The 23,820-nt window shown below is 44.3% G+C and carries 38 protein-coding genes; 14 read left to right on the top strand and 24 right to left on the bottom strand.

Annotated features, from left to right (window positions below; genetic code table 11):
- Positions 1–145 precede the first annotated feature (145 nt).
- Complete coding sequence (locus MJZ25_09275) at positions 146–913, bottom strand: hypothetical protein (GenBank protein ID MCQ2124359.1); 768 nt, start codon at positions 911–913, stop codon at positions 146–148.
- 372 nt (positions 914–1,285) lie between these two features.
- Entirely contained in the window at positions 1,286–1,708 is a 423-nt protein-coding gene (locus MJZ25_09270; protein MCQ2124358.1) for a hypothetical protein, read from the bottom strand.
- Positions 1,709–2,428: 720 nt separating this feature from the next.
- Between MJZ25_09270 and MJZ25_09265 the strand changes: the two genes are divergently transcribed.
- From MJZ25_09265 to MJZ25_09245, 5 genes are read left to right on the top strand one after another with little or no spacing between them, the layout of a single operon-like run.
- The gene (locus MJZ25_09265) at positions 2,429–2,824 is read left to right on the top strand and encodes a hypothetical protein (protein ID MCQ2124357.1); all 396 of its coding nucleotides are present in this window, start codon (positions 2,429–2,431) and stop codon (positions 2,822–2,824) included.
- Between the two features lies 1 nt (position 2,825).
- Positions 2,826–3,170 carry a hypothetical protein gene (locus MJZ25_09260; GenBank protein ID MCQ2124356.1) on the top strand — a complete coding sequence of 115 codons (345 nt, stop codon included), beginning with the start codon at positions 2,826–2,828 and terminating at the stop codon, positions 3,168–3,170.
- 22 nt (positions 3,171–3,192) lie between these two features.
- Positions 3,193–3,363, top strand: coding sequence for a hypothetical protein (locus tag MJZ25_09255; GenBank protein MCQ2124355.1), 171 nt, complete (start codon positions 3,193–3,195; stop codon positions 3,361–3,363).
- A complete protein-coding gene (locus MJZ25_09250) occupies positions 3,353–3,778 on the top strand; it encodes a hypothetical protein (GenBank protein ID MCQ2124354.1) in 426 nt (141 codons plus the stop codon). The genes MJZ25_09255 and MJZ25_09250 overlap by 11 nt, the downstream gene beginning before the upstream one ends.
- Entirely contained in the window at positions 3,775–4,605 is an 831-nt protein-coding gene (locus MJZ25_09245) for a hypothetical protein (protein ID MCQ2124353.1), read from the top strand. The genes MJZ25_09250 and MJZ25_09245 overlap by 4 nt, the downstream gene beginning before the upstream one ends.
- A gap of 75 nt (positions 4,606–4,680) precedes the next feature.
- On the opposite strand, the gene MJZ25_09240 is transcribed toward MJZ25_09245, so the two are convergent.
- The 11 genes from MJZ25_09240 to MJZ25_09190 form a co-directional block, all read right to left on the bottom strand.
- The gene (locus MJZ25_09240) at positions 4,681–6,279 is read right to left on the bottom strand and encodes an ATP-binding protein (protein MCQ2124352.1); all 1,599 of its coding nucleotides are present in this window, start codon (positions 6,277–6,279) and stop codon (positions 4,681–4,683) included.
- A 156-nt stretch (positions 6,280–6,435) separates the two neighbouring features.
- Entirely contained in the window at positions 6,436–8,277 is a 1,842-nt protein-coding gene (locus MJZ25_09235; GenBank protein MCQ2124351.1) for a leucine-rich repeat domain-containing protein, read from the bottom strand.
- A gap of 95 nt (positions 8,278–8,372) precedes the next feature.
- The gene (locus MJZ25_09230) at positions 8,373–8,660 is read right to left on the bottom strand and encodes a hypothetical protein (GenBank protein ID MCQ2124350.1); all 288 of its coding nucleotides are present in this window, start codon (positions 8,658–8,660) and stop codon (positions 8,373–8,375) included.
- Positions 8,661–9,008: 348 nt separating this feature from the next.
- Positions 9,009–9,215, bottom strand: a complete 207-nt coding sequence (locus MJZ25_09225; GenBank protein MCQ2124349.1) for a hypothetical protein — start codon at positions 9,213–9,215, stop codon at positions 9,009–9,011.
- A complete protein-coding gene (locus tag MJZ25_09220) occupies positions 9,212–9,961 on the bottom strand; it encodes a hypothetical protein (protein MCQ2124348.1) in 750 nt (249 codons plus the stop codon). Before MJZ25_09220 ends, MJZ25_09225 begins: the two co-directional genes overlap by 4 nt.
- Before the next feature lie 31 nt (positions 9,962–9,992).
- Positions 9,993–10,457: a hypothetical protein gene (locus tag MJZ25_09215; GenBank protein ID MCQ2124347.1), complete on the bottom strand. Its 465-nt coding sequence runs from the start codon at positions 10,455–10,457 to the stop codon at positions 9,993–9,995.
- Positions 10,458–10,828: 371 nt separating this feature from the next.
- Positions 10,829–11,317, bottom strand: a complete 489-nt coding sequence (locus MJZ25_09210; protein MCQ2124346.1) for a hypothetical protein — start codon at positions 11,315–11,317, stop codon at positions 10,829–10,831.
- A 3-nt stretch (positions 11,318–11,320) separates the two neighbouring features.
- Complete coding sequence (locus MJZ25_09205) at positions 11,321–11,665, bottom strand: DUF2493 domain-containing protein (GenBank protein MCQ2124345.1); 345 nt, start codon at positions 11,663–11,665, stop codon at positions 11,321–11,323.
- 24 nt (positions 11,666–11,689) lie between these two features.
- Positions 11,690–12,274: a hypothetical protein gene (locus tag MJZ25_09200; protein MCQ2124344.1), complete on the bottom strand. Its 585-nt coding sequence runs from the start codon at positions 12,272–12,274 to the stop codon at positions 11,690–11,692.
- Between the two features lie 328 nt (positions 12,275–12,602).
- Positions 12,603–13,073, bottom strand: coding sequence for a hypothetical protein (locus MJZ25_09195; protein ID MCQ2124343.1), 471 nt, complete (start codon positions 13,071–13,073; stop codon positions 12,603–12,605).
- A gap of 286 nt (positions 13,074–13,359) precedes the next feature.
- Positions 13,360–13,638, bottom strand: coding sequence for a hypothetical protein (locus MJZ25_09190; protein MCQ2124342.1), 279 nt, complete (start codon positions 13,636–13,638; stop codon positions 13,360–13,362).
- Positions 13,639–13,885: 247 nt separating this feature from the next.
- Here MJZ25_09190 and MJZ25_09185 point away from each other — a divergent pair, with 247 nt between their 5' ends.
- The gene (locus MJZ25_09185) at positions 13,886–14,989 is read left to right on the top strand and encodes a transposase (GenBank protein ID MCQ2124341.1); all 1,104 of its coding nucleotides are present in this window, start codon (positions 13,886–13,888) and stop codon (positions 14,987–14,989) included.
- 25 nt (positions 14,990–15,014) lie between these two features.
- On the opposite strand, the gene MJZ25_09180 is transcribed toward MJZ25_09185, so the two are convergent.
- The 11 genes from MJZ25_09180 to MJZ25_09130 all read right to left on the bottom strand — a co-directional run bounded on the left by MJZ25_09180 (position 15,015) and on the right by MJZ25_09130 (position 21,237).
- A complete protein-coding gene (locus MJZ25_09180; protein ID MCQ2124340.1) occupies positions 15,015–15,665 on the bottom strand; it encodes a hypothetical protein in 651 nt (216 codons plus the stop codon).
- Between the two features lie 5 nt (positions 15,666–15,670).
- Positions 15,671–16,252, bottom strand: a complete 582-nt coding sequence (locus MJZ25_09175; GenBank protein ID MCQ2124339.1) for a hypothetical protein — start codon at positions 16,250–16,252, stop codon at positions 15,671–15,673.
- Between the two features lie 16 nt (positions 16,253–16,268).
- Positions 16,269–16,919: a DUF5662 family protein gene (locus MJZ25_09170; GenBank protein MCQ2124338.1), complete on the bottom strand. Its 651-nt coding sequence runs from the start codon at positions 16,917–16,919 to the stop codon at positions 16,269–16,271.
- A 10-nt stretch (positions 16,920–16,929) separates the two neighbouring features.
- Positions 16,930–17,406, bottom strand: a complete 477-nt coding sequence (locus MJZ25_09165) for a hypothetical protein (GenBank protein ID MCQ2124337.1) — start codon at positions 17,404–17,406, stop codon at positions 16,930–16,932.
- Between the two features lie 313 nt (positions 17,407–17,719).
- A complete protein-coding gene (locus tag MJZ25_09160; protein MCQ2124336.1) occupies positions 17,720–18,640 on the bottom strand; it encodes a hypothetical protein in 921 nt (306 codons plus the stop codon).
- Positions 18,637–18,861 (bottom strand): hypothetical protein, encoded by a 225-nt coding sequence (locus tag MJZ25_09155; protein MCQ2124335.1) that lies wholly within the window; start codon positions 18,859–18,861, stop codon positions 18,637–18,639. Before MJZ25_09155 ends, MJZ25_09160 begins: the two co-directional genes overlap by 4 nt.
- Complete coding sequence (locus MJZ25_09150) at positions 18,848–19,183, bottom strand: hypothetical protein (GenBank protein MCQ2124334.1); 336 nt, start codon at positions 19,181–19,183, stop codon at positions 18,848–18,850. The genes MJZ25_09155 and MJZ25_09150 overlap by 14 nt, the downstream gene beginning before the upstream one ends.
- 20 nt (positions 19,184–19,203) lie before the next feature.
- On the bottom strand, positions 19,204–19,434 hold the full coding sequence (locus tag MJZ25_09145) for a hypothetical protein (GenBank protein ID MCQ2124333.1): 231 nt from the start codon (positions 19,432–19,434) through the stop codon (positions 19,204–19,206).
- Between the two features lie 17 nt (positions 19,435–19,451).
- Positions 19,452–20,315, bottom strand: coding sequence for a hypothetical protein (locus tag MJZ25_09140; protein MCQ2124332.1), 864 nt, complete (start codon positions 20,313–20,315; stop codon positions 19,452–19,454).
- A 1-nt stretch (position 20,316) separates the two neighbouring features.
- Complete coding sequence (locus MJZ25_09135; protein ID MCQ2124331.1) at positions 20,317–20,499, bottom strand: hypothetical protein; 183 nt, start codon at positions 20,497–20,499, stop codon at positions 20,317–20,319.
- Between the two features lie 15 nt (positions 20,500–20,514).
- Positions 20,515–21,237 carry an acyl carrier protein gene (locus MJZ25_09130; protein ID MCQ2124330.1) on the bottom strand — a complete coding sequence of 241 codons (723 nt, stop codon included), beginning with the start codon at positions 21,235–21,237 and terminating at the stop codon, positions 20,515–20,517.
- Positions 21,238–21,380: 143 nt separating this feature from the next.
- On the opposite strand from MJZ25_09130, the gene MJZ25_09125 reads away from it, so the two are divergent.
- The 8 genes from MJZ25_09125 (at position 21,381) to MJZ25_09090 (ending at position 23,808) form a co-directional block, all read left to right on the top strand.
- Positions 21,381–21,548, top strand: a complete 168-nt coding sequence (locus MJZ25_09125) for a hypothetical protein (GenBank protein MCQ2124329.1) — start codon at positions 21,381–21,383, stop codon at positions 21,546–21,548.
- A gap of 101 nt (positions 21,549–21,649) precedes the next feature.
- Positions 21,650–21,892: a hypothetical protein gene (locus MJZ25_09120; protein MCQ2124328.1), complete on the top strand. Its 243-nt coding sequence runs from the start codon at positions 21,650–21,652 to the stop codon at positions 21,890–21,892.
- A gap of 41 nt (positions 21,893–21,933) precedes the next feature.
- Positions 21,934–22,200, top strand: coding sequence for a hypothetical protein (locus tag MJZ25_09115; protein MCQ2124327.1), 267 nt, complete (start codon positions 21,934–21,936; stop codon positions 22,198–22,200).
- 75 nt (positions 22,201–22,275) lie between these two features.
- Positions 22,276–22,617: a hypothetical protein gene (locus MJZ25_09110; GenBank protein MCQ2124326.1), complete on the top strand. Its 342-nt coding sequence runs from the start codon at positions 22,276–22,278 to the stop codon at positions 22,615–22,617.
- Positions 22,618–22,622: 5 nt separating this feature from the next.
- Positions 22,623–22,982 carry a hypothetical protein gene (locus MJZ25_09105; protein MCQ2124325.1) on the top strand — a complete coding sequence of 120 codons (360 nt, stop codon included), beginning with the start codon at positions 22,623–22,625 and terminating at the stop codon, positions 22,980–22,982.
- Between the two features lie 45 nt (positions 22,983–23,027).
- A complete protein-coding gene (locus tag MJZ25_09100) occupies positions 23,028–23,366 on the top strand; it encodes a hypothetical protein (GenBank protein MCQ2124324.1) in 339 nt (112 codons plus the stop codon).
- A 5-nt stretch (positions 23,367–23,371) separates the two neighbouring features.
- Positions 23,372–23,563, top strand: coding sequence for a hypothetical protein (locus MJZ25_09095; protein MCQ2124323.1), 192 nt, complete (start codon positions 23,372–23,374; stop codon positions 23,561–23,563).
- 5 nt (positions 23,564–23,568) lie between these two features.
- Complete coding sequence (locus MJZ25_09090) at positions 23,569–23,808, top strand: hypothetical protein (GenBank protein ID MCQ2124322.1); 240 nt, start codon at positions 23,569–23,571, stop codon at positions 23,806–23,808.
- The last annotated feature ends 12 nt before the right edge of the window (positions 23,809–23,820 follow it).

Raw genomic sequence — 23,820 nt, 5'->3', positions numbered from 1 at the left:
AAATGTACGGGCAAAAATAAAAAGGCCGTTTTTGGCCGGTTTATGGCCGGTATAAACGCAAAAAAGGCCCGCCGGCGGCCGGCCGGTGGGCATAAAACAAAAAAGGGGAACGGCAGAGCCGTCCCCCATAGGTTAAGGTTATTTTTTAAGGAAGAATAAGGTCATCCAAAATGTTCTTTTCCTTGTAGTACCAACCGTCAAGGTTAGAAAGTTTCGGAGCACGAATATTCTGAGCAAGCTCAATCGGCAAGCCGTCAATGTTCGTGATAGTTTCCCCGTCACAATTTTTTACAGTGAAAGAACTTTTCGGAGCCTTGAACTCAGCCAACACAGACGTGGGCAAGTCTTCCCAAACATTATTTTCAAGCTTGTACCAATGGGACTTAAATCTTTCTCCCTTAGGTGCGTCTTCCGGATTTTTGTAGCTCAACTTTCGGTAGTTAAGATACAAAACTTCTTTCGCCTCTTCGGGAGTCATGTCATTGAACAAGTCGAAATATTCAGCCTTGATGTAAATCAAGCGACCGAACAGGGACTTGCGGCCGGACGGGTCTTGCTTTTCAAAGTCGGCGTCGGTCATTACCAAGCCTTGCGACTCAGCGACCTTACGCTGCATTGCGTAGTAATCCCAGTTACAACCGAGAGCCACAGTTTCGGCATAAGTGTGGTGGAGTTCAGCTTTCGGACTGATGACGTCATCCAACTTACGGACAACTGCGTCGGGGTGTTCTGCGAGCCAAGACTTGTGAGACTTGACGCAATAACCACTCATATTTTCCTTGAGATAAGCAGAGTCACGCTTAGTAGTGGCGGGAGCAACCTTATGATAGCACAAAGTTGAACGGACAAATCCACCGAATTCGGACAACGGACGGTCAAAAAGACGAGCAATTTCCATATTTAAACGAGCCATAGTATTACCTACTTTTTTGGGCGTTTTTGTGAAATATTTTAGGTCTTTCACTTAACCTTTGTAAGCACTATCGCTTACACCAAGAATATAAAGAAATTCCGGAGCTTTGTCAACACATTGGGATACGGTTTATATTAGGTGAAAAAATACCCCGTCGGTACATGGGCGGGATAAAACAAAAAACGGATAAAAACGGCCTAAAACGGCCGTTTTAAGGCCATATTTAAATAAATGTACGGCCGTAAAATAAAAGGCCGTTTTTGGCCCGTATAAACGCAAAAAAAGGCCCGCCGGCGGCCGGCCGGTGGGCATAAAACAAAAAAAGGGGAACGGCAAGGCCGTCCCCCTTAGGTTAAGGTTTAACAAAACCGACTAGTAGTCGGTCAACATCTTTGCGTAGTTCTTGGCGTTAATTTCCAAGACGCCGTACACGATAAGGCGGCAGACCGTCTTGAAGCTGTACTTAGCCAAGTCGCTGAGCAGTTCCTGAAGATCGCCGTTGTTGGTGAAATTCACGCCGTCCACAGTGACAGTCACAACCAAGCGTTCGTGGTCAAGAGCGGCAGTGTGGGAGACACCGTCCACCTTGGCCTCGATGAGGTCGAGGAAGCGACCGACCTTAGGGCCGTCTTCAAGAGCAACCTTGAGTTCGCCGGTACCCGGGTCAACGGTCTTGGTCTGCTTGCTGAAGAGCTGCGGCCAGTAGGCCGGTGCAACATGGAATTCGGTGTTGATTGCAGCGGTGTAATCAGCAGCGTGGATAGCGTTCTTCTTGATGGGATTTACCTTAGTCATAGTAGACTCCTTTGAAAAGCGTGGATAGTTGTCATAGGTCATCCACTCAACCTTTGTAAGCAACCGTTGCTTACACCGAGAATATACGGAAACTCCGGAGCGTTGTCAAGACGTTGGGATGTGAACCGCCGTAAGGGGGGTACACCGGTGATAGAAGCCCGGGCTGTTACACCGGGTTAGCCGGGGCTAACTTAGCCTAGGCTAAACCGCCGTACTGCACAGGTGTGCACTGTTCTTTGCTTCGGGGTTACACTTGTTCCCCACCCCGGAATGTTTCACGGATCAGGTAATGTTTCACAAGGGGGACACCCCCGGACACCCCCTCCAGCTAACGTGGCCTCCTTGTCCCACCCCGTCCTCCTTGTCCCCCATGTCCAACCAGTCCACCCGGTCCCACCTCGTCCAACCAGTCCACCCGGTCCCCCTGTCCCCGGGACACCCCCTCCAAAAATCAAATAAAAAACATGGGTACAAAATTTCCGATTTTCCGGAACGGCCCCCATGCGATTTTCCCGGTGTTTACTACTAGGGGGGGGTCTGGGGGTATCTGTAAAAAATATGCCGCCGTTGACCCCCACCCCCGTTTTTCCTGATCAGGGTGCGAAGCGTTCCCGAAAAAAATTTTGGGGGGTATGGGGGGTATTGGGGGATATTTGGCATGCCAGTCTTGCAAACCCCGGCGTATGATTGTATATTTGGGGCAGATATACGGAGGCGATAATGACTACCGAAGAGATGATCGACATTATGCGGGCCCATACCAAGGGTCTCAAGATCGAATACCGTGTAAAGGCCGGGGGTGAATGGCTTCCGGCGCCGGAACCCAGCTGGTCATGGGTCGATACCGAGTACAGGATACAGCCGGCGATTGACCCCAGATACAGTCCATACGGGGATGCCGACGAGATGCTGAGCGACATAAGCGGCCGGATCGAGCGTGACCCGGTCCTTGGTGGCATATTCCTCAGGGTGGTGGACAGTCAGAAGGGTTACACCGGGATGATAACCGGCCATTGCAGCGACGGGGTGTCCGTCGACGGGATGACGTACAAGTTTGACGTGGCGTTCCGCCGTTTCGTGTACATGGACGGGACTCCGTTCGGTAAGCGGGGATGACATGACGGACAGGGAGATATCCGGTAATGGCCTGTGCGGTGTGTCGTTCGACCCGTGGTATTCCGATGCGCCTGTGATACGGTACGAGGACCTTGACGGCGACCGTGGGAGTTCAGGCACCCCTGTAATAATGTACAGGGACCTTGACGGACTGGATCCTGAACCGGGACCGGTGGTCCACATGCAGGTGGTGCATGAGGCCATGCACGACATCAAGCCGGATGACATGTCCGTGGCATCCGGGGCGGCCGTTCCGGGAGCGGTCAGGGTGACGTGGTGGAAGGTGCTGAAATACGCATTCGGTATACTGATGGCGGTCATCGAGGTGGTCGCCCTGTTCAAGTGACATACGATATGGAGACAGTGAAATGTACAAGGTTATAATAGAGTCCAGCGAATACGAGCACCACTACAGGAAGCGCTTCGCAACCTGTGGGGAGGCAAACGAGTACGCCAACGCCCAGATAGCCAAGCTGTCCGGCGAAGGCGAGCACGGTTTCAACGTGCAGGTCGTCAAGGAGGTGGACGATGGCAAGTAGGAAGGACGTATGCTGCGTATGCGGCGTAGAGCGTATTGACCCGCCCGTCCCTATGGACCTGCTGGACGGGTGTCCGGCCTGCCATAAATGCATCGACGAGCGTGTACGTGCGGCCAAGTACTGGTTCAGGTCCCATGTCCCGGGCTGCTGTGACGGCGTACCGAGGCGCCATGTGACGTTCCATACCAAGGAGGCCTGTCTGGACTATCTGAAGAGCCATGTCACCCCCGGCTACGAGCTGTGCAAGGATGGCATGTTATCTGCCAATATACACATGGATGGCTCCGGGTATGTCATGGAGTGCAGGCGTGGTACCGGCGAATGGTATGTTGTGGGGTTCACTAACGTAGACCTGACGGCCGAGACGTGGATCCCGGACTACAGGGACATCTGTGACACAGGGGAGGCGAAATGACGACACTTGAAGAGGCCAAGATGGCATTGCAGGAGGCCGAGCAAGAGCTTGCCGAGGCAAAGATCAACTACGAGGCAGCGAAGACCAACTACGAGTTCGCATTGCGCCAGTCCAACCGGTCCAAGGTAAGCGGTTTCATCGATAGCCTTGGCGACCTGTTCGACGGTGCCGGGGCCGTAATGACCCACATGTACGACGACGCCGGCAACCGGTACGTCAGCGCTGTATATCCGGCGGCCACGGGGAATGACGTGTCGGTGTACCGTAACGGGCATGTAAGTGTCCCCGTGAAGAAAGCCGTCCCCAGCTATGTCTACCTGTCACCCGGCCGGATGCCACGTTTCGTGTCGTTCAACGACCACAGCCCGATGTACAACAGCGGCTCACTTGACAGCTATGTGAAATGTACCGATATCACTCCGATAACCGACATTGCGTCGGCATGTTACCGGGAATTGACCGGCCGTCTGGACAAGTTCGAGGAACTCGCAAGAAGGTCCATTATCAAGCGTATACTGCTTGCCGAGCTCGACGGCAGCCGGATCATATTCGTCGAAGAGGAAGTGGAGGGATACATCGAGCTCACGATTAAGTCGGATGCCGTGGATTTGACCCCATACTTCTGCAAGATTCCTGTAGACCTGAGCAAAATGTTCGGGGTGAGTACAATCGATGCCGTACGTATGGGAGAAATACTTGCCGAGGAGCGTAAACGGCTCGGCGAGATCTTCGAAAAGGAACTGTCCAGACTGTCCCAGTGGTATGACAGCGTAAAGGACATCAGTCCACGTCTGCCGTGCGACCCGGTCATAACAGACAAGTACTGATTGCACATCGGAAACTATAAAAACAGCTCCTATGGGATAATCCATAGGAGCCGTTTTTAATCTACTGGTGTTAACTTACGACAACGCAGTCCTGATTGCGGTGGACTGGGCTGCGAAGAACGATTCGATAGCCTCGGAAATGTCGTCATCGGCAAAGTAGCCGGATCGGATCAATGCGTTAAGGTTGCATGCGAGGATCTTCCCCATGGTCGCCTGCATCTGTACGTCGAGCTTGTTGTAGAACTCGGTATAGAATGCATGGTCCACGTTGATCTTCACGATGCTCCCGTTTTCGCCGAATTCGCATTCATACATCTTCCCGTATTCGCCGATGTGAGCCTCGACGATCTCGGTGATCCACTGGGCATTTCGCTTTTTGATCGGGTTCGGGTTTGCCTGCGGTCCACGGTGTTCATGTTCCTTGGCAGTGCCGTTGCCGGAGTTTGTCGCCTTGATGCCGGGGACACGGAGTGTAGGCTTGCTGTTCAGGTCGTCCACGATTGCGTTGTACATGGCGGCCTTCTTGAGGGTCTCCTCGACGGAAAGCTTGCTGGACTTGCTGTTTCGGTCCTGAGCCTGCTTCACGAAATGCATGAACCTGTAGCGGAACGTGGAGAGGACCTCCTCCTTGATATCGGTGGTGTCGGACGCAGTCTTGGTAAAGCCGGTACCAAAGAGGTAGTCCGTGTCACCGTCAACGAAGATCTCGATATGGAGGCCGTTTACGGACGGGTGGCGTGCCCAGAGGCCGAATGTAAGGCCTTGGCCGATCAGACGGTTCTGGCGGAATACATAGAAGCCCTGATTGGACATTTGCCTTCCGATGTATTTGTCATGGATAGCGTCGTCAGTCTTGGCCTCGTCGTCTGCAAATACTGTCGGGGAGAACCAGACGTTGTATTTGATCCTGTGGCCGTCAATAATCATGGTGTTGTCGTTATCGGGATCCTTCCAGTGTTCTGCGAACCTGCTGCACTTTGCCACATCGACATACGGCACACGCTGGTTGCCGACGTACATGCGTACGAAATTTGCATTCTGGGAATCCACCGGCGGGCAATGCGGGTCCGGGTTGAAGAACTTGCTGAAAATGATGCTGAGACGCTTTGTTGCGGTGCCTACGAATGTGCCGTAGTTGAAGGTCTTCATTCGGTCGAGGTCCGAAATACGGACGATAGTCCCATGGCCGCCGATATCGTTGGCAATTATTGCGATTTCGGATGTCTTGTAAGAGCCGATCTCTACCTCGATGTCGGATCCGTTGGCGATAGCTTCGGCGAGCGACATCTTTGCATAGCTGATGTAGTCGGAGCCGCTAAGCTTAGAATACACTTCAAGTGTCTGGCCCATGGAGAATGCCGCTGTCTTCAGGCCGGTGCCGTACATACCGAGATTATGCTTTCCGGTCTTTCCGGTCTCGCTACCGAGCGCCATGGCTTCGTCAAGGGTCTCCAAGGACATGCCGGAACCATTGTCAACGATACGGATCGCAGTGATCTTGGCGTTCTGGCCGGTTCCGGTGTATTCCGGGATGACGCTTACCATTGTCGAGCCGACTTCAGGTTCGACCGAATTGTCGATGATGTCGGCGATTGCAGTGTACGTATTGTACCCTACGGAACGGAGGGTATTATGGAAGAATTTGCCGTTAGTAACGACGGGATGCTTTTTCATGATATTCCTTGCTGCCTATTCTATGATCAATGTCGACCGGGTCGGCGTCTAGGCAGGCTTTGTTTTCCGGCGGGGTCGTGATGTAAGTATAAATATAGCAAAAAAGCCGTATATTGTCAACATACGGCTTAAAAATAATCAAGATTATGTATTTGATTAGCCTTCTGCCAAGCCACCCCATGACTGTGGGATCTGCTGGAGTTCTTCTAGGCCAGTTTCAGTATCTTTACCGCAATTTTTGAAGGTATCAGTATGGGCTGTTACCTTTCCGCCTGCCAGCAAGTTTTTGTATAGATTTAATGCACCACTTTGAACATTAGTGCAGCCATTGAACATACTGGCAGAATTAGTCAAATTCGGACACAAGTTCTCGGGGATGCTAGTCAAGCTAGTACAGTTATAAAACAGCGCAGTACCGTTGGTTAAGTTAGATAATGCGTTTTCAGGTATGTTTGCCAAGCTTGTACAACCATTGAACATAGCAGAACACGTAGTCAGATTCTGGAATGAATTTTCAGGTATACTTGTTAGGGCGGTACACCTATAGAACATAGCAGTACACGTAGTCAGATTCGGAAATGCATTATTAGGTAAGCTTGTCAAACTTGTACAGTCTTGGAACATAGCCATACACTCTGTTAGACTTGTAAATGCGCCATCAGCTATGCTTGTTAAGCTTGTACAGCCAGAGAACATACAGTACCCATTGGTTAGGTTCGGGAATGCATTTTCTGGGATGCTTGTTAGGCCTGTACAACCAGAGAACATAAAGTCTCCACTAACTAGGTTTGGGAATGCATTCGCATCTATGCTTGTCAAGCTTGTACTGTTTTGGAACATAAAGAACCCATCGGTTAGGTTCGGGAATGCATTACCAGCTATGCTGGTTAATTTTGTACAGTTATTGAACATCGAATTCGATCCTATAGTCAAATTTTGGAATGCATTCGCATCTATGCTTGTCAAGCTTGTACAGCCTTGGAACATAGCAGTACACACTGTCAAGCTTGGGAATGAATTTTCGGGTATGCGTGTCAAACTTGTACAGCCTTGGAACATATTGGATCCATCAACCAATTTCTGGAATGAATTTTCAGGTATACTTGTTAGGGCGGTACATCTATAGAACATAGCAGTACACTTAGTCAGATTCGGAAATGCATTATTAGGTAAGCTTGCCAAACTTGTACAGTCTCGGAACATAGCCACACACTCTGTTAGACTTGTAAATGCACCATCAGCTATGCTTGTTAAGCTTGTACAGTTTTTGAACATTATATCTGGTGCCCTAGACAAATTTTGGAATGCATTCGCATCTATGCTTGTCAAACTTGCACAACCATTGAACATACCATTACACTTAACCAAGTTTTGGAATGCGTTCTTAGGAATGCTTGCCAAATTTGTACAGTTTTGGAACATCCAGCTACCATCAATCAATTTCGGAAATGCATTCTCAGGTATGCTTGCTAAACTTGTACAGCCATTAAACATAGCAATACCATTTGTCAGATTCGGGAATGCATTATTAGGAATGCTTGCCAAATTTGTACAGTCTTGGAACATAGCAGTACACACTGTCAAGCTTGGGAATGAATTTTCAGGCATGTTTGTTAAGCCTGTACAATCATTGAACATTCCTGCAGCAGATGTAATATTTGCCATATCACCGGTGATAAGGATACTGACTTTTATATCCTCGGTAAATGTGTATCCACTATTATTATTATTAAATTTACCACTCCAGTCAGTATCTTCGCAATACCAGTCCCAGTCATTATAAGAACTATCAGCAACTTTAGTCCAAACCCCGCCATTCTCTATAACGGTTGGATCATAGTCTGCATTCTCGAAACGGAATCGGATAGTTTGCGGGGGAAGAACGATTGGTGGAACTGGTTCTGGCGGAACCGGTTCTGGCCCAGAAGGGATATTACCCTTCGCCATCTGTTGTTCCATCCACATTACATAACTCATATGCATCAATTGACCGGGCATAACTACCTCTAGATATTGTTACATATGCAATTTATATGATTGGGGTATAAATGGAATGGCTAGGTGAATCATCACCTAGCCAACTTTCTATCTTATTACACGCTCCTCATGCAGGGTGGAATGTCTTCTGGAGCAAGGAAATCCTCTGAGCTGTTCATCTTAGGTCCACCACGGTTGTCTATTATTTTCTGTGCTCGTTCCTCGACTTCCTCGTCTGTCAGTTCCCCTGCGCAGTAACGGCCTGTAATACAACCGTTGTATCGGATGTAGGCGAGGTCATCGCCAAAACTTTCGATAAATGTTCCTCGTGGCAACTTATCCAGATTGAATTTCGCCTTGATTGAATTAAGAACTTTTCTTGCATTTTCTGCTGCGGTCGCCATATTGGTGCTCCTTTATAAAAGTCATTCTTATTTTTAGTGCGCACACTTTGTTGGGGATAGCCTATTATCTCAGTGGGTAGCTGATGAACCATCGTTTTTCACTATAGGCCCGCCCGCATGAGTTGCGCAAAGTCATAATTTGTTCGGAGATCATCCACCCATGACTCATGGCATGGTCTGCCATAGCTTGATACACGCAATCAAGTTGCCATGTAGACACGGCCTGTCGGTGGTCACCCGGGAGGCCTCCGATATCATAACATGGTGATGATGTATAGAAGCACATCGGCTTATGGGCATCATGCTCTGGACTATTGCAATACGCATGAATCAGATTTGCGCCCGGTGTTACATTGTTTGGCATGGATTTACCTCTATTTGGTATGCAATGTTAGGGTGCAGGCGCATGACACGCTTGTCGCCTGCCTGAATGGTTTCGAAATCACGCTGTTCCAGCGGGCGCCACTGCGTGACGTTCCCGTTTGTTTCCAGAATAGTAATTTCGGTGTCACCGTTATAGCAGTATAGTGCGTCGATCAATTCTGTAACCGTCATTCATCCTCCTGCAGGAGGTTGTACAGGTTTACAAACGACTTCATGACGGTAGCATCAAAGTACTCAGGGATAAAGCCAAGACAGTTTGCCGTGCTATCCTCAAAGATGATATCGTAGCCTTCTTTCTGGTGTTCATCTGATGCGGTGTAATATTCATTACGTTTCAGGAAGAAGAACACCGGCTTGTCGCCGTCTTCATTAAAGCACTTGGCCATGCCATATGCACCATCAAGTGCGATCGAGACTTTTGTGTCCGTGTTATTGAACACGCCACGTACGGAAGGTCCGAGATCTTTGCACATCGTCTTGATATTGTACTTTGCACGCATAAGCCAGTCAGGCTGCGCAAAGTAATTCTTGTGGATTTGCGTGACATACTCGGAGCCGTATTCATCCTCGTAGATTGTATATGACCTGCCATCATCGGGGATTTCGACGATCCTCAATGTGTGCTGGTCATTAAGTTCATCGAAACGGGCATAGTCATAGTGTAGCCGTTCGATGAGGTTGAGTATGATTTGCCTGAATTCAGACAATTCTTTGAGATATGCCGGGAAACGAATCGACTCTGTATTATCAGCCGTCTGGTCTTCATGCATATTTGGGTTTGCCGCAGCTGCATTCTGCCAGATTATGTGATACATGTCGGTTCGAACATCATCAGTTATTGTTGATACAAGGTAGTCCCATGCGGGCCTAGTAATCTGTGCACCGCCAAAACTGTTGCCGATTAGAAATTTACGCATAATTAACCACGCTGCTCGTTAAGGAATATAATTATTCATCCAACTCAAACATGCAAAATTCCGATACTTTGTACCAGTCATCGCTTACAACCAGATTTAGATGTTCACTGAATACGCTTACAACCAGATTTAGATGTTCACTGAATACTGGATATTTTCCGTCAGATGGTATACCATGGTAAAATAATGACACACACGTTCCATTAGTGCGATAGCATTTATACTTCTTTCCGTATTGCAATTCACTTTGAATACACTGGGGATTATTGTGTTCATATGATTCACGATCATAGTCAAACCAAGTATCTTCCGGCTTCAGTGTGATTTCTGGTTCATGCCAAGTATCCTCACCAACCTTCCTGATCTTGATGTTTTTTGCGATATACGGGACATTAGCATCACGAAGGTCATATGTCCAGCAGCTATAAACCGTAGTGTCGCCGATAAGAATTTCACCACCATTTCTGCACCAGTTTGCTAGATCTCTGTGCGTCATCTGCCTTGTGATGGGCTTGCTGTTATCAACCAGTTGTACCGATGTAAGCCGTGAATCAATAAATACATCACCATGGTCCAACGAGCGGAATATGGGCTCGCCATCCGAAAGATGATCCAAATGGCACAGGTCGTCTGTGTACTGTTTGTCGCACACGGTATAAGAACACTTGTACAGTGCATGTTTTTCATAAGGCAATTCGGCACAGTGATGGTATCGCCGGCCAGATATTGTATACCAGAATACTTTATAAACGCCCACGACGACCTCATGTACAATAGGGGAGTCGTCACTAGACCAGCAGATCATGGTACGGGCTTTTCCGTCCCACTTATCATACTCAAGTTCATGGATTTCTTTGCCAGCATACTTCATTTGATGTCCTCGTCTTCATTGATGCGTTTGATCATATCACCGCACTTATTTAGTGCATGACGAATTCCTTTATATTCTGTGATGAGTTGTTCGAGCTGTAGTGCAATGGTAGATCGAACAAGTGACCGCAATTCTTTCATAGTTTTCTTGTTAACGGGGACGTAAGCAGCACCGTCATTAATTGACACGTATGGTTCTACATACTTGAATGACACCGACTCGATCTGGCTAATGTTTGATTTGATGGAAAAGCCATTAACAAAGAACTGAAGAAAATCTTTGTCGGGTGTCGTCATGCAAGCATCGAGCTGTTGCACCGTTTCGGGCAGCTTATAATCCTTAAACTCATGGATTTGATCGACAAGGCGGTCACGTCTCATGATAAGACGATCTTTATACTGCTTTACATACTCTACGGCAGCATCTTTCGACGGAAACGAATTGTTTTCAAATTTATAAATTGTATGCTCGGTAATAAGCGGCATAAATTACTCCACGATAACAATTTTATGGGGTTTTCCAGATTTGGTACAAAGATCTATATCATGTTTTGTACCCTTGGACTGGCCATCCCACATAATCAAGCAGTGGTCGCATGCGGCAACCATATCACAGTTACGTTTGAAACCGGCAGACTTGCCATACAGGTCCCATTCAGCGGGGAATGACATGATCGCCTTGCCATGTTCTTCCGCCCATTTTCTGGCAAGCTGGTCTACACCCTTCGCCTCGCCCTCGATAATGGTGACATCGTCGCCCAGTGTCTCGACATATTCGTCGATAATACGGAATACGAGTCTGGGGTCAGTAATTCCACGGCTTCCACAAACCATCAGTTTAATCATAATAGAAATCCCTTACAGGTGAAACAGATTCATGAATTCTTTTTGCAAGTCATCAATGCTGTATGACGATGCAACTTGTTCGACGCAATACGAATTTACGTACACACCGATCCAAAACTTACCCTCATGTGAGTAGTAATAGTTATCGGTATCGAGCTTGTCGATATTAGGCAATGTAAATTCGAACATCTTGTCGATGAAGCTAAACTTGATATTCCATCCAGAACATTCGTAACCCTGTTGACTAATTTCAGGAATTTCAAGCACACATTCTTTATTGCCAGTAGCAAATTCTGAAACAAATTCAACCACCCTGTCAAATGCTTCTCGGTATTCGTTCTGTTCTTTAGTTAACTGTGCCGGGACCCCGTCATCCATAATACGGCGCCATTTCATTGCATCGTTCAAATAGAACGTAATACGATGACTATAGATGTAGCGTTTAACAAGTTCTACTTCATCAGCAAATGCGAGCGTAGCAAGTTTTGTGTACTTGTCTACTTCATGGCGCATTTCTCGTGTCAAGGCTTTTGCTGCATCGATGTCTGCTAATTGTTCGTCTCGATTTTTTTGCTTAAAAAACTCATTCACGTCCATTGCACATATCTCCTATGGGAGCTTAAACCCGGTGATTACCATGTCTGTCACATGCGAAAGAGCGCCCGGTATGCACCTTAAATACATCATCAACGATGGCGCCGTGACATTAGTATTGTCGAACGACACGATGATACCGTCATCATTCTTGGAAAAGCGCCAACCATATTGGTCTGCCATAGATCTGATATAAGATATCGTATAATCCGCCATATGTGGGGAAAACCGAATATAGTTTTTTAACTGTTCCATACGAGGTAATATAGCAAACTGTTTCAGTATTGTCAACACCGGTTGACTGAATTATTCACCGGCCACCACAATTACATTATTGTTCATCTTCATGGGGATTCATCAGGACGATAGTGTTGTCTGACTTTAAAAACTGTATTTTTTGACTTTCGGTAATGGAATCGTCGAACAGCCAGCTTTCATGCTGATCCTTAAACATTTCGATGAATACGGATACCTTAGTAAATTTGGAATTGAAATCCAGTTCCGCATCCACATCATACTTGCAGTTGGGGTCCCAATCCTTCCAAGTCCACAATCCTTTCTCGTGCATGAAATTCATACAGTCTTTTTTGGTGATAATTTCAGTGCAATCGTGCGAAAAGAATGGCGACTGGAGTTTCTGCTCGATCAAGTGGACTAAATCCATATCGACTTCGGAATGGTCGTACCATCCCCAAGTGAAAAGTCCAAACTTATAGCCACACACAACTATGTTTGACAGGTCGAGCCAGTTTCGGTTTTCAAGATCATCAATAAGGGTTCCTTCAATATCAAGCCAAGTCATGTTTTGCCTCACTAAATATTGTTTCCATATCATGCACAATTGTTTTTATTTCAGATTCATCAAAATTAACCGGTCCTGAAGGGCAGAAGAATCGAAACTTGGAATAATTTCCGGCATTCTCCACATTGTCATCATTAACCGGGTAGACATAGAACACATTACTCCACCTTACGCCGTTTCGTGATCCGTCGGTATTGTCCAGTGTCTTATACGGGACATCGAATTTTTCGAGGACATTTATGATAGCGTTGATCGTCGAGTCTATTTGCGCTTGTGTTAACATGGTTCACGTCGCCGCATTTGTGGTGTGACATTCCGGACATTCATAGAGATATTCGGATTTACGTGGAGTGCGTTCACTACTCCACCAATGTTTACGAACGCCGCCGAGAATCTTATGTGTACAGATCAATGCCGGCGCCTCATATTCACATGAACACGTCTTGCAGATGAAATGGAATGGCTTGCCGTGAGTGATGACTTTGACTTGCTTTTTGGCTTCATCACGGTCATGGCTGAGCTGGAATAGCGAATGCACTTGCGCTTTCATGAACGGTGTCATCATGTGTTAATCCTATTTACGTTGAACCGAAAGCCCACGGGTTTAACCGTGGGATGATTGCCACCTTGGTATAAATATAGTATATTGTTGATATGAATGCAAGATGGAAACATAAAACAAAAATAAAATATTATAAACATATAGTATAGAGTGGTTAATTAGTGGTATTCTTAGCCAATCTAAATGAACATTTGATGCTCCGATGATGCTAAATACCACAACAAGTGTCATCGGGGCATTTTGCTTATCCATGGTAGTAGTAAAGACATACAAGAACAAGCTATACAATCGTGATACACTGAAGTATCTCGACCATATACTTATAATTTCGGGTCATATCTACAACCACTGTATTGCCTTGCATCGTAGATACTATGCTATGTACGGCAAGATGCTGAACAAGTATCAGTTGCAGAAGCACTTAACGAAGGTGAAACGCCAGAATCAAGAATGGAACGAGGTTCCGTCACAGGCTATTCAAGACATAACCGACAGGATAGACCGTGCATATAGTCTGTTCTTCAGTAATCTGAAGGCCAAGAGGAAGACGAATCCCCCTCATTTCCAGAAGAGTTCCAAGTACCATTCGTTCACTACGAAGCAGTCTGGATATAAGTTTCATGATGGAAACAGAATCAGGATAGGTAAGAAGGATTTTCCCTATTGGAATAGTAGGGACATAGACGGTAAGGTAAAGACCTTGACCGTCAAGCGGAAAAGTAGCGGATACTACATCTACGTAGTTATAGAAAAGGAAGAAGAACAGACCGAATGGGCAAAATCGGGTGAAATCGTTGGCTTTGATTTCAGTCTGCACAACTTCCTTGTTGCATCTAACAGCGATGATTGCAGTATGCCTAAGCTACTCAAGTCCAATCTAGGTAAGTTGAAGAAACTATCTAGGCGGTTCAGCAAGTCAAAAGGCAAGCGTGGCTCGCTACGAACTTTGCAGAAACTGCACGAGAAAATAGTCAATCAGCGGTCTGATATGCATTGGAAACTGGCTAGGCAACTTTGTCGTGACTATGACGTTATGGTATTCGAGACGCTTGACCTAGCCAAGATGGAAAGGAAATACAAGAAATCTATAAACGACTTTGGTTTCTCTGCATTCTTATCGATATTGGAATATGTATCTAGACAGACTGGAAAGACAGTGATGTATGCGGATAAATACTATCCGTCATCACAACTATGTTCCGAGTGCGGATACCAGAATCCGTTGCTGAAGGATGTCGGTATCAGGCATTGGACTTGTCCATGTTGCGGAGCTGAACACGACAGGGATACGAATGCGGCACGAAACTTGTGCAAGGTGGGGGCATCCACCTTTCCCCTATGCGGCACCATCTAGGTGCCACGGGGAGAATCCCACGACTTTAGTCGTGGGAGTATGTCAAATGGTCTTTCCATGCGTAATACTCTTTATTGCAGTGGCTGACGCCATATTTGATTATGTATACAGTTTCGCCATCTTGGATACAGTAATGCGTTTCGGAAAGCCTGAGGCATGGACATACTTTGCCATTCAGCAGTTTGATATAGTATGAATCATGGATATTCCTAAATACCCTAGTAAGCATGCTGCTTTCTATGAGCTGCATGCATTGTTCTGTTGTGAACTTCGACCACCGGGTTTTCTTGACCATGGTGATCTTCCCCTTGAGAATCTGGATACGGGGTTTAAGCAGCGTAATTGCCGATAGCAGGGCTTGTTTAAACCGATCAGGCTCCGAATAATAATTTTTGAAATCGGCCCACGGGCATGATCCGAAATTATTATGTGGGAGAAAATAGAATTTGCCATGTTTCTTTACCGGGGCGATATGCAGATACGGATTACGCTTGTCTACAAACCAATGGCAGAATACGCTGGTAGGGTCGTCAGCGAAGAAATCATCATGACTGGCGATAGTAATGCCTTCGTAAGACCATACCTCATTACCGATCCCGTCTACCGTGTAGGTAATCAAATTATCCTTGTAGAACTGGTTCAGGTCGTCCTGAATATGTTTCATCTGTTCATCCATAACAATTATTTCACTCCAAAATGGTCTGAATACTCTTGTTTAAAATTATGCATAGCTACGATTATATCACGCTCGCATTCAGACAGAATATTCATGTCAGGCTCCATTGCGGCACTTTCATATTCCATCAGCTTTTTGAACAGCGACCGAGTATGCTTTAATGCAATCATATTCCACTCATGCATCTTGGCATAGTCTTCCCAGTATTTATTGGCAAGATTCCTGTCTGCAGCGTACAAGACAATGTTCTTTGCGGCTAGTAGCCAATTCTTGATTATATCGATATTCAGCTTATCTGAATCACGTAAGCCAATGTCCAGCGTGTCTGTCCTTGCTGGATCAGTCCAGACAATAACCATAGAATCACAGTTATTCAAATGGTCGTAATCATTAACCGACATGTCAAATGCGCAGACTGTTTCATTCCCCTCGGCATCAAATACATGGTATTTCCAGCAGATTTGGCCACACAGTAAGATTTCCTGAGTTCGCCAATGAATAGCGAATTCAGGTTCCAGTGTTGTACCGAATCGGGGCAGCCCGTTTATAACTAAGCTGAGCATGTCTTCAACTTCACGGCGTGTCATTTGTCACCTAGTCGACTTAATGTTCTTTCCAGTGAGATATTACACCTACAGGGTATGACATTGAATCAATTTGTGATTGGTCAAGGCAGAACTCAATAATTGAATCGTCATATATGGATTTACCGATATAATGCCCGGGCTTGCTCGGGAAGATACTGGCCGGAGTCCATTCATGTGCATCCGTCAAAGCTTCCGACATGTCAAACACCTTCATGGTATTGCGCATGATCGCAATCAGCTGGTCAGAAATCCCAAATCGTTCCTTGTTGATTTCGAGCGATTCATAAATATTGCCGTTTGCATAACGCATTGTAGATGCACGCCAATCAAGCAGCATTTCAACCACATCGAACAGGTTCATGTCATTGACGCCATTAGGGTAATGTTGCGGATGATGGGCATTCAAAGCGTAATGGTGGTCCAGAGTCTGCTTTAACGCTTCCAGACTCTTTGCATATTCGTCAGTACCGTAAGTCAATCGTGACGTACTCCCGGCCTTATCAAACCCTTCCTTTTCAGGGGACACAAGTTTTGACTGGTCATGCACATAGGCACGTTCTTTGATCACATCGGCAAAGAACGTCATCAATTCGATAACCTTCGCTATATGCTTCTTGTTCGCTACGACTTCTTCCGAGTCAGTCGAAAAAATTTGAATATCAGTCATGGTAATACCTCTATTTAGCTGATGCGGCCAATAGCGAATCAACGGTGTTGAATGCATTCGTGATTGTTTGCTTGAACGTGGCATACGAATGAAATTCGATGAAATCGATATAGCCGTCATCCTCAACAGACTTATACATCACATAGGTGTTATCCGGGTCGTATTCAGTAAATGACGCTACAGTACGGCCAACTCGGTTGTGATAATTGCATATTTTCTTCAACTCGTCAGCCGTCAGCCTATATATGTCAAGATTTTGCTCTAATATCGAGACAGTGTATTGGCAAATCAGTTTTTCACGGAGAATGGTTTCTACTTCGATCTGTTCCTGTTTACGCCGTACGGCAGCTTCGTGATTAATACAGTCGGTTTTGCTATTGAATACCCGGCCATCGTCAGCAACAAACTTATGGGTATATACCGTTTCATCCCATGCATCGACGGCAGGATGGTGGATGACTTGCGCTATTTCTTTAATATGTTCCATGTCAATCAATATAGCAAAAAACCCACTCAGTGTCAAGTGGGTTTGCATTTTTATTATTTCTAATGCTTCGGCCCAAAATCTGGGAAAGTCGTGCATGCCGCAGCGGTTGGGTGTTGCATACAGAATGAATAATGAGTGTGCGTCTCATAGATTTCAATTGCCGAGCATGAACCTATGCAAAAACACATGACTGCAGCAAGGATCAGGAAGGTAATGATATACGAACCATAATCGGCGTTTTCGTCGATAAAATTTGCAATAGCAGCTCTGATAAGGCCCGGTTCACCTTGAAGAGGACATACACGCTTATCCATTACAGTTTAACCTCGGAAATAGTCAATGCAGTTGCGTCTGAGATTGCATATATGTGTTGTTCTCCCGGTTTGACTTCCGTGCAGTCGACCACAAATGCGCCTTCGATTGCCTTGTTCTTGGTGAAATTGTTTACATAGAATGTCGAATCCGAGTCTGCAAACTTGACGAACTTGCCGACAAGGGATGCCAAATAGTCAGCGGCGTTTACACGATATGTGTTACGTTCAGCGACAAGTCTGGCAATTTCCGAGTCAATTTTACGAATACGTTCGGCAGGAGACCCAATTGCAGCAGGTTCTACAGCCGGGCTTCCTTCACTAGCACGTTTGATCTGATCAAATACAGCATTCACTATTGTTTCAGTGGAATTGCTGATGCCGCCAGAAGATTTCACTGGCGTAACCTTAGCGGAGTCACGCTCACCCAGTTTCAGCAATGTTCCGAATGTATAGGGGACCTGACACGGGCCATCAATCAAACTATCACCATTTGCCGGACGCTGTATGGTGGCAATGATTGTCATGTTATCAAAAGCCATGAGCAGATCATTCATGGTATTGAAAAATTCAGCGGATTTTGCATATCCGTCAAAACACAAAATCACCGAATGGGTCAGACCATCTGACACATATTGTGAGACAACCGCTTTAACATCATCGTAGCTAAAGCTGGACATGAACGAGCAGATAAAATTATTATTCAGACTAGCCAATTCGGGGTGACGCTTGAATACATTATGCGCCGTCATTTCGCAAGAAATGAAGAAACACTTTGTCAACTTGCTTACACCAAGGAATTCGATAACTTCATCCAAAAGGACATTGGTTTTACCCTCATTCGGGTAGCCCTCGATGAAATTGATGCGATGCGGCTTAAACGCAATTGTGCGGTCATACTTTAGTAAGAATTCATTATTCATTTTAACTCCACGTTTGTTGGATTAGTAATTACACGGCCATCGGTACATTTGATCACCGGGTGGTCATATTTATGTAAGGTGCCAATGCACGACTCATTGGTTCCCCATGTAATCATTGTAGGCTTCTGGGACAAGTCGTCAACAAGTATTATCACGAGCAACAGAACAACTAATATACCACCACCTATGGCAGCAATTTCCTCTATGTCATCTATATCCATATTTTCTCCTGCTGGCCCATTTATCGACCAAAGATTCTGCGATGTTCCTAGACACATAACGACAAAGGACCATTTCCATCACTATAATTGTATCATGGTCGATTATGCCGGTGTCTCTAATTGACATATCCAACCAATAGTCTATCGTAGAGCACGCCAGTTTAGATTGTGCAAAATGCAAAATAAACCCTGCACCAACTATTTGCCGATTGCACTCATCAACGGCGTCAGTCGACGCAGTATTGCCCTGTTCAAGCAATGACATCACAGTTTGACGGGCATCCGCTGGTAACTCTTGCAATTCACCCATGTTACGAAACATAGTAAAAAAACAATCAGGCGTCAATATGAATTATAGATCTCGCACTGCATTTTTGTCGGAATTACAGACCAAATTCGATCGGAAAAATGTGCTACTGCATAATCCTTCGCTTCCTGTTCGGTATCCCATATGCGGGTTGATGACGATAACGATAATTGCAACGACCCGTCGTTATTGACAAAAAAGATATCCCCAAACGTCTCACTTTCAATGGCGATAACCCAATCACCAACAGCGTCTGTTTCAACCATAGCAAACCTCCATTAAGTTACCCATATATTCGGTTTGATGCAAATTCCCGGATTTGCGCTGATACAATATCAGCAAGTTTAGCCACGGTGGTCATAACCACTATGGACATATTAGCCAGCACATAATATGTGGAATTTATTTTAAAATCAATATATTGCATAGGATCAAATTCAATAGCGTAGAGCACATCTGCAACCGTGTAGTCTGACTTTCCAAAATGAAATGCAGAACCTATTGCATCATAAATAGCTGAATATCCATTGTATAAAGATTGAATTTCCGAAATTTTCCCGGTAGCATTTTGGCGGCGTGTCAGGTTCTGCATTTGTGTAGACCGAGCGTACTTAGCCTTTTCGACAATGGAATTTAATGTCAGCTTCAGCAATTCCATCGGGTCCGGCGTGGTATCAAGCTCATCAATTACATCTTGCGTCCACTTTGTTATGTACGATACGATTTTACCCCACCCGAGTACCATTTCCTCTGCACCGGTGGCGGTCACAGAACATTCAGAAATGCGTTGAAAAGATGCACCCAACCGTTTCAAGTGGCATGCCATTTCCGTGCTTGCAGACATCCACCCCAGATCGTATATGTCTTGGCGTGGATCGCCAAGTAGACGAATGAGCACGGTATACTTGAATGTTGATTTTGACATCAAGACCGGTTCTGACCGTAGATCAACCTGAATTGTAAACGTATATCCGTTTTTAAATTTGGCGACTATCGTATTTTCCATATATGGCGATTCGACACGAGGTTCATCCGACTCTTCTGCGGGTGTCTCGATATGGTAAACATATGCCTGAAACCGATCACCAAGGAGTTCTACGACAAGTTGGCGCAAATCATTAACACTAAATATGATTGGTTGGATCATACTAATAGTTGCTGGATTCCCGATACATCACCGTGGTAATGAGCATGTCATTGTATACCTGACGCTCAATCGATTTTACATACACATGAGCAAAGAAACTATTGATTTCCTTGTCGCCGTCAATGGTATTGTATTCATCGATTTTATGGACGAACGTCTTAATGTTCAAATAAGGTGTAGGCATGGTTTGACCTCCTGATTATTGCAATGTTGATGCCAAAAATTTAACAACATCTGATACGCATGCGTTTGAAATGTCCGACACAGTAGTTTTTTCTGCGATGAACTTATCCAATGCATCATCGGACCAGTCTATACCAAATGCGTCTTCCAAATGTATCCTGAAATCTATCAAATCCAATGAATCAAGCCCAATGGAATCTCGTGATTGTACGGCGCCTAGTTTTACAGTATCAAGTTCTTCTTGAAACTGGTCTGGGCTCTCCGGATGGAACCAGTAATCGACATCGCCATCAATAATATCCCGTAACACATCAAGAATTTTCAATGCGATCGCATTCGTGGTTAGTACCTGTTTCTCGGGATCGGGCGTACAATCAGATTCAGTAGTACAACGTTTTAACGGAAGATATGCAGCATGATTCCACACGGATGCAGTCATATCCGGGTCTACAGCAACCCATTTATTGTTGTATAACGCAACTACCGTTTTGACGTGCGGGTAATCGGGGACGTTCCATACATACATTTCCGTTGGTTTGCCATCAAACCCACTCGGCTCGTCCATGGACAATACATTGATCGGCTCATAGTCAGAATGCCGTCTGGTGTCACACAGTTCTTTACGCAGATGTGTATTTTCATCGACAATCCGCTGGTTTTCTTCAAGCAGCTTGGCGAGAAGGTCGTCCTTGTTGGCCTCAATAGCACGTTTGATATCTTCATCAGAATATTGCATCATGACATCAAATATACTATAACACGCTCAGTTTGTCAATACCACATGCAAAAATATCAATATTTGTCTAAACGTGAAAGTCCCTGATATGATTGACCCTGACAAACAAGTTTACTATATTTACCAATATGAATATGAGGAAATGTATGGATATTTCAAGTAAAGCTTGGGTATATTTCGCATTGTTTGGCTTAATGGCTAGTGAAGCTATGTGGATTATGGAGTGTTCGATCCCATTAATAATTATTGAGACATTACTTGGCCTCGTAGCTTTAACTGCAACGGATATATTTGACGGAGAATCTAAGAAATAAAGCCTGCTGATGATATGATTAGGGCCGGGTGGATTTAGTACAGTAGGATATTTTTTAACGGATTGGGACTTATGTCATTTTTCACTGATATCAACGACTATATGGAAACTCTTTCAAGCGATTGGTCTTTGGAGGAAGCTGATTCGCATTCTACCGTATATCTTGTAAATGATGATGTACGTAAAATTCGTATTCGATATTATCAGGATATGATTATTAGCAATGGCAAATTACAACCTCGTTATCAGGGCACTGTTGATATGCTTGGATATGGATTAGGTCAGTATTATGACGTAGAAAAGATTGTACAAGATTTGGCCGAAATTATCAAAAAGAACATTTAAATAATGACAAAATACGATAATAAATTCCGACATACGGCACAATGGGACTAGAACTTATGAAACTTGATGGAGTTTTTCAATTAAAAAGCATTCATTATGGTGCATTGGAAGATAAAACTATTACATTTGGATTTTTTAAAACACTTAAAGACGCTAAAGAATCTAGTAAACACATTTACAAAGAAGATGGCGATAGGATAATTATTGAACACGTACCTTTTGGCTTATCTAGAAATTTTTCAAGTAAAGTAGTATTTAATAGAGTATATGAAGATGACGAAACTTGGCTTGCTGAAAATGAATCATAAGATTTAGGAAGATAATTTTCCTAGTTTTAATAATGTATATTTGTACCAAAACAATGTTTGCGAGAAAATAATACTATGATATTTAAAGACTTGAAAGTGGGCGACACTATCTTTGTAAAAAATCCAAAGCAGTGGGAGAAGCCCATTAAGAAAACTATTGGCAACATTGTGCCAGATGGAATATGGCTACGGTTCTATACGGCTGACGGCGAGCTTATCGGCGAGGCCATAGCAAAACGTTCGCAAGGTTTCGGAAGTGGTATATTTGCTGATTTTGATACGTTCAAGAAATACTGGGAAAATTACCATATGAAGAATATTAAACATCTTCAAAATGAAATGCAAACAGTTGCTAAAGCGCTTGGCAGTGCAGTGGATGATTTAGCAACGGCTGGACTTATGGTAGACAAGGAGTAGAACTTATGATCATGTACACTATTGTATCTTTTGTTTTATTAATTCTTTCGTTGTCAATTATTTTTATGGCTTCAATAACTACAAGCGGCAATAATATGAAAACATCCATTATTACCTTTGTATTGTTGGTTGTGGTATCTCTAATTTATGCTTTTGTACTGCCACCTTTTGACGAATGGACAGCCAAAAGATATGATGAAGCAATCAAGAATGCTAAGATAGCAAGAGAAAAATACAATCCAGAAATTGCCTGTAAGAATGATTGGACAAATTATTGTTTGGTCGTTAATACAAAGAAATTGAACAATGCTATTGAGGATTCCATTTCAGCATTTAGAGATTATTGTACATTTAATGCAAAATAGTGTAACAATTGCAAGATGCGAACTAAAACTATGAAATTTAAAGCTATGAAATTTAAAGACTTGAAAGTCGGCGATACACTTTATATAAGAAATCCTAAAGAATGGTATAAGCCTATTAAGAAAACTATTGGATCTATAGAAAAACATGATCCATTTTTAGATTTTTATGATAATGATGATGACTGGATAGGTTGTGGACTAAAAAATGATTCTGTTTATTCTGAACGATATTTTGCTGATTTTAAAGCGTTTAAACAATTCACTATTAATTATCGTAAAAAAATTTTTAACGATCTTAATTATGAAATGCACAGGTTAGAACAACAAATCCGTTTAGCTAATGCTGATGTAGAAATCGCTAATGAAATGCAAGACGAGGACTAGAACTTATGAATCAACACATTAAAACTATTATTGAAAAGCTTGGAACAGATACAGTTTTTACTGATCTTGAAAAGGCATATATTGAAAAAGCCATTATGACTGCTGATTTTTATGAAGACTTGCTTGACATTAGTATAGGTCTAAAGACAAACACCGCTGGACTTAAATTTAACATACATTCTACTAAGAAGGCCTAGAACATATGATTAAAGCTCACATATATCTACCGGGTGGAATCCTTTGGGATGGTATTCTTGAACTTGGATTTAAGTACACTGCGGACTGGGGTAAAATCATTGTTGAATTTGAACGTGATGATTTATCAGTCTTGATGAAAAAGCTTGGTAAACTTGAAAATCAAGGTCTTGAGTACAAAATGCGTATCTATTGGGATGATATTGACGGATATACTGATCTTCAAACTAAAAATTGGAAGGACTAGAACGTATGTATA

Origin of the sequence: Fibrobacter sp., from assembly GCA_024399065.1 — a bacterium.
GTDB lineage: Bacteria > Fibrobacterota > Fibrobacteria > Fibrobacterales > Fibrobacteraceae > Fibrobacter.
This window is presented reverse-complemented; position numbering and strand designations above follow the sequence as displayed.

What these genes read in the sequence shown, in the direction of transcription:
- MJZ25_09275 (MCQ2124359.1), bottom strand. Translation starts at nt 913, where the DNA reads ATGGCTCGTTTAAATATGGAAATTGCTCGTCTTTTTGACCGTCCGTTG.
- MJZ25_09270 (MCQ2124358.1), bottom strand. Translation starts at nt 1,708, where the DNA reads ATGACTAAGGTAAATCCCATCAAGAAGAACGCTATCCACGCTGCTGAT.
- MJZ25_09265 (MCQ2124357.1), top strand. Translation starts at nt 2,429, where the DNA reads ATGACTACCGAAGAGATGATCGACATTATGCGGGCCCATACCAAGGGT.
- MJZ25_09260 (MCQ2124356.1), top strand. Translation starts at nt 2,826, where the DNA reads ATGACGGACAGGGAGATATCCGGTAATGGCCTGTGCGGTGTGTCGTTC.
- MJZ25_09255 (MCQ2124355.1), top strand. Translation starts at nt 3,193, where the DNA reads ATGTACAAGGTTATAATAGAGTCCAGCGAATACGAGCACCACTACAGG.
- MJZ25_09250 (MCQ2124354.1), top strand. Translation starts at nt 3,353, where the DNA reads ATGGCAAGTAGGAAGGACGTATGCTGCGTATGCGGCGTAGAGCGTATT.
- MJZ25_09245 (MCQ2124353.1), top strand. Translation starts at nt 3,775, where the DNA reads ATGACGACACTTGAAGAGGCCAAGATGGCATTGCAGGAGGCCGAGCAA.
- MJZ25_09240 (MCQ2124352.1), bottom strand. Translation starts at nt 6,279, where the DNA reads ATGAAAAAGCATCCCGTCGTTACTAACGGCAAATTCTTCCATAATACC.
- MJZ25_09235 (MCQ2124351.1), bottom strand. Translation starts at nt 8,277, where the DNA reads ATGCCCGGTCAATTGATGCATATGAGTTATGTAATGTGGATGGAACAA.
- MJZ25_09230 (MCQ2124350.1), bottom strand. Translation starts at nt 8,660, where the DNA reads ATGGCGACCGCAGCAGAAAATGCAAGAAAAGTTCTTAATTCAATCAAG.
- MJZ25_09225 (MCQ2124349.1), bottom strand. Translation starts at nt 9,215, where the DNA reads ATGACGGTTACAGAATTGATCGACGCACTATACTGCTATAACGGTGAC.
- MJZ25_09220 (MCQ2124348.1), bottom strand. Translation starts at nt 9,961, where the DNA reads ATGCGTAAATTTCTAATCGGCAACAGTTTTGGCGGTGCACAGATTACT.
- MJZ25_09215 (MCQ2124347.1), bottom strand. Translation starts at nt 10,457, where the DNA reads ATGACGCACAGAGATCTAGCAAACTGGTGCAGAAATGGTGGTGAAATT.
- MJZ25_09210 (MCQ2124346.1), bottom strand. Translation starts at nt 11,317, where the DNA reads ATGCCGCTTATTACCGAGCATACAATTTATAAATTTGAAAACAATTCG.
- MJZ25_09205 (MCQ2124345.1), bottom strand. Translation starts at nt 11,665, where the DNA reads ATGGTTTGTGGAAGCCGTGGAATTACTGACCCCAGACTCGTATTCCGT.
- MJZ25_09200 (MCQ2124344.1), bottom strand. Translation starts at nt 12,274, where the DNA reads ATGGACGTGAATGAGTTTTTTAAGCAAAAAAATCGAGACGAACAATTA.
- MJZ25_09195 (MCQ2124343.1), bottom strand. Translation starts at nt 13,073, where the DNA reads ATGACTTGGCTTGATATTGAAGGAACCCTTATTGATGATCTTGAAAAC.
- MJZ25_09190 (MCQ2124342.1), bottom strand. Translation starts at nt 13,638, where the DNA reads ATGATGACACCGTTCATGAAAGCGCAAGTGCATTCGCTATTCCAGCTC.
- MJZ25_09185 (MCQ2124341.1), top strand. Translation starts at nt 13,886, where the DNA reads ATGGTAGTAGTAAAGACATACAAGAACAAGCTATACAATCGTGATACA.
- MJZ25_09180 (MCQ2124340.1), bottom strand. Translation starts at nt 15,665, where the DNA reads ATGGATGAACAGATGAAACATATTCAGGACGACCTGAACCAGTTCTAC.
- MJZ25_09175 (MCQ2124339.1), bottom strand. Translation starts at nt 16,252, where the DNA reads ATGACACGCCGTGAAGTTGAAGACATGCTCAGCTTAGTTATAAACGGG.
- MJZ25_09170 (MCQ2124338.1), bottom strand. Translation starts at nt 16,919, where the DNA reads ATGACTGATATTCAAATTTTTTCGACTGACTCGGAAGAAGTCGTAGCG.
- MJZ25_09165 (MCQ2124337.1), bottom strand. Translation starts at nt 17,406, where the DNA reads ATGGAACATATTAAAGAAATAGCGCAAGTCATCCACCATCCTGCCGTC.
- MJZ25_09160 (MCQ2124336.1), bottom strand. Translation starts at nt 18,640, where the DNA reads ATGAATAATGAATTCTTACTAAAGTATGACCGCACAATTGCGTTTAAG.
- MJZ25_09155 (MCQ2124335.1), bottom strand. Translation starts at nt 18,861, where the DNA reads ATGGATATAGATGACATAGAGGAAATTGCTGCCATAGGTGGTGGTATA.
- MJZ25_09150 (MCQ2124334.1), bottom strand. Translation starts at nt 19,183, where the DNA reads ATGTTTCGTAACATGGGTGAATTGCAAGAGTTACCAGCGGATGCCCGT.
- MJZ25_09145 (MCQ2124333.1), bottom strand. Translation starts at nt 19,434, where the DNA reads ATGGTTGAAACAGACGCTGTTGGTGATTGGGTTATCGCCATTGAAAGT.
- MJZ25_09140 (MCQ2124332.1), bottom strand. Translation starts at nt 20,315, where the DNA reads ATGATCCAACCAATCATATTTAGTGTTAATGATTTGCGCCAACTTGTC.
- MJZ25_09135 (MCQ2124331.1), bottom strand. Translation starts at nt 20,499, where the DNA reads ATGCCTACACCTTATTTGAACATTAAGACGTTCGTCCATAAAATCGAT.
- MJZ25_09130 (MCQ2124330.1), bottom strand. Translation starts at nt 21,237, where the DNA reads ATGATGCAATATTCTGATGAAGATATCAAACGTGCTATTGAGGCCAAC.
- MJZ25_09125 (MCQ2124329.1), top strand. Translation starts at nt 21,381, where the DNA reads ATGGATATTTCAAGTAAAGCTTGGGTATATTTCGCATTGTTTGGCTTA.
- MJZ25_09120 (MCQ2124328.1), top strand. Translation starts at nt 21,650, where the DNA reads ATGGAAACTCTTTCAAGCGATTGGTCTTTGGAGGAAGCTGATTCGCAT.
- MJZ25_09115 (MCQ2124327.1), top strand. Translation starts at nt 21,934, where the DNA reads ATGGGACTAGAACTTATGAAACTTGATGGAGTTTTTCAATTAAAAAGC.
- MJZ25_09110 (MCQ2124326.1), top strand. Translation starts at nt 22,276, where the DNA reads ATGATATTTAAAGACTTGAAAGTGGGCGACACTATCTTTGTAAAAAAT.
- MJZ25_09105 (MCQ2124325.1), top strand. Translation starts at nt 22,623, where the DNA reads ATGATCATGTACACTATTGTATCTTTTGTTTTATTAATTCTTTCGTTG.
- MJZ25_09100 (MCQ2124324.1), top strand. Translation starts at nt 23,028, where the DNA reads ATGAAATTTAAAGACTTGAAAGTCGGCGATACACTTTATATAAGAAAT.
- MJZ25_09095 (MCQ2124323.1), top strand. Translation starts at nt 23,372, where the DNA reads ATGAATCAACACATTAAAACTATTATTGAAAAGCTTGGAACAGATACA.
- MJZ25_09090 (MCQ2124322.1), top strand. Translation starts at nt 23,569, where the DNA reads ATGATTAAAGCTCACATATATCTACCGGGTGGAATCCTTTGGGATGGT.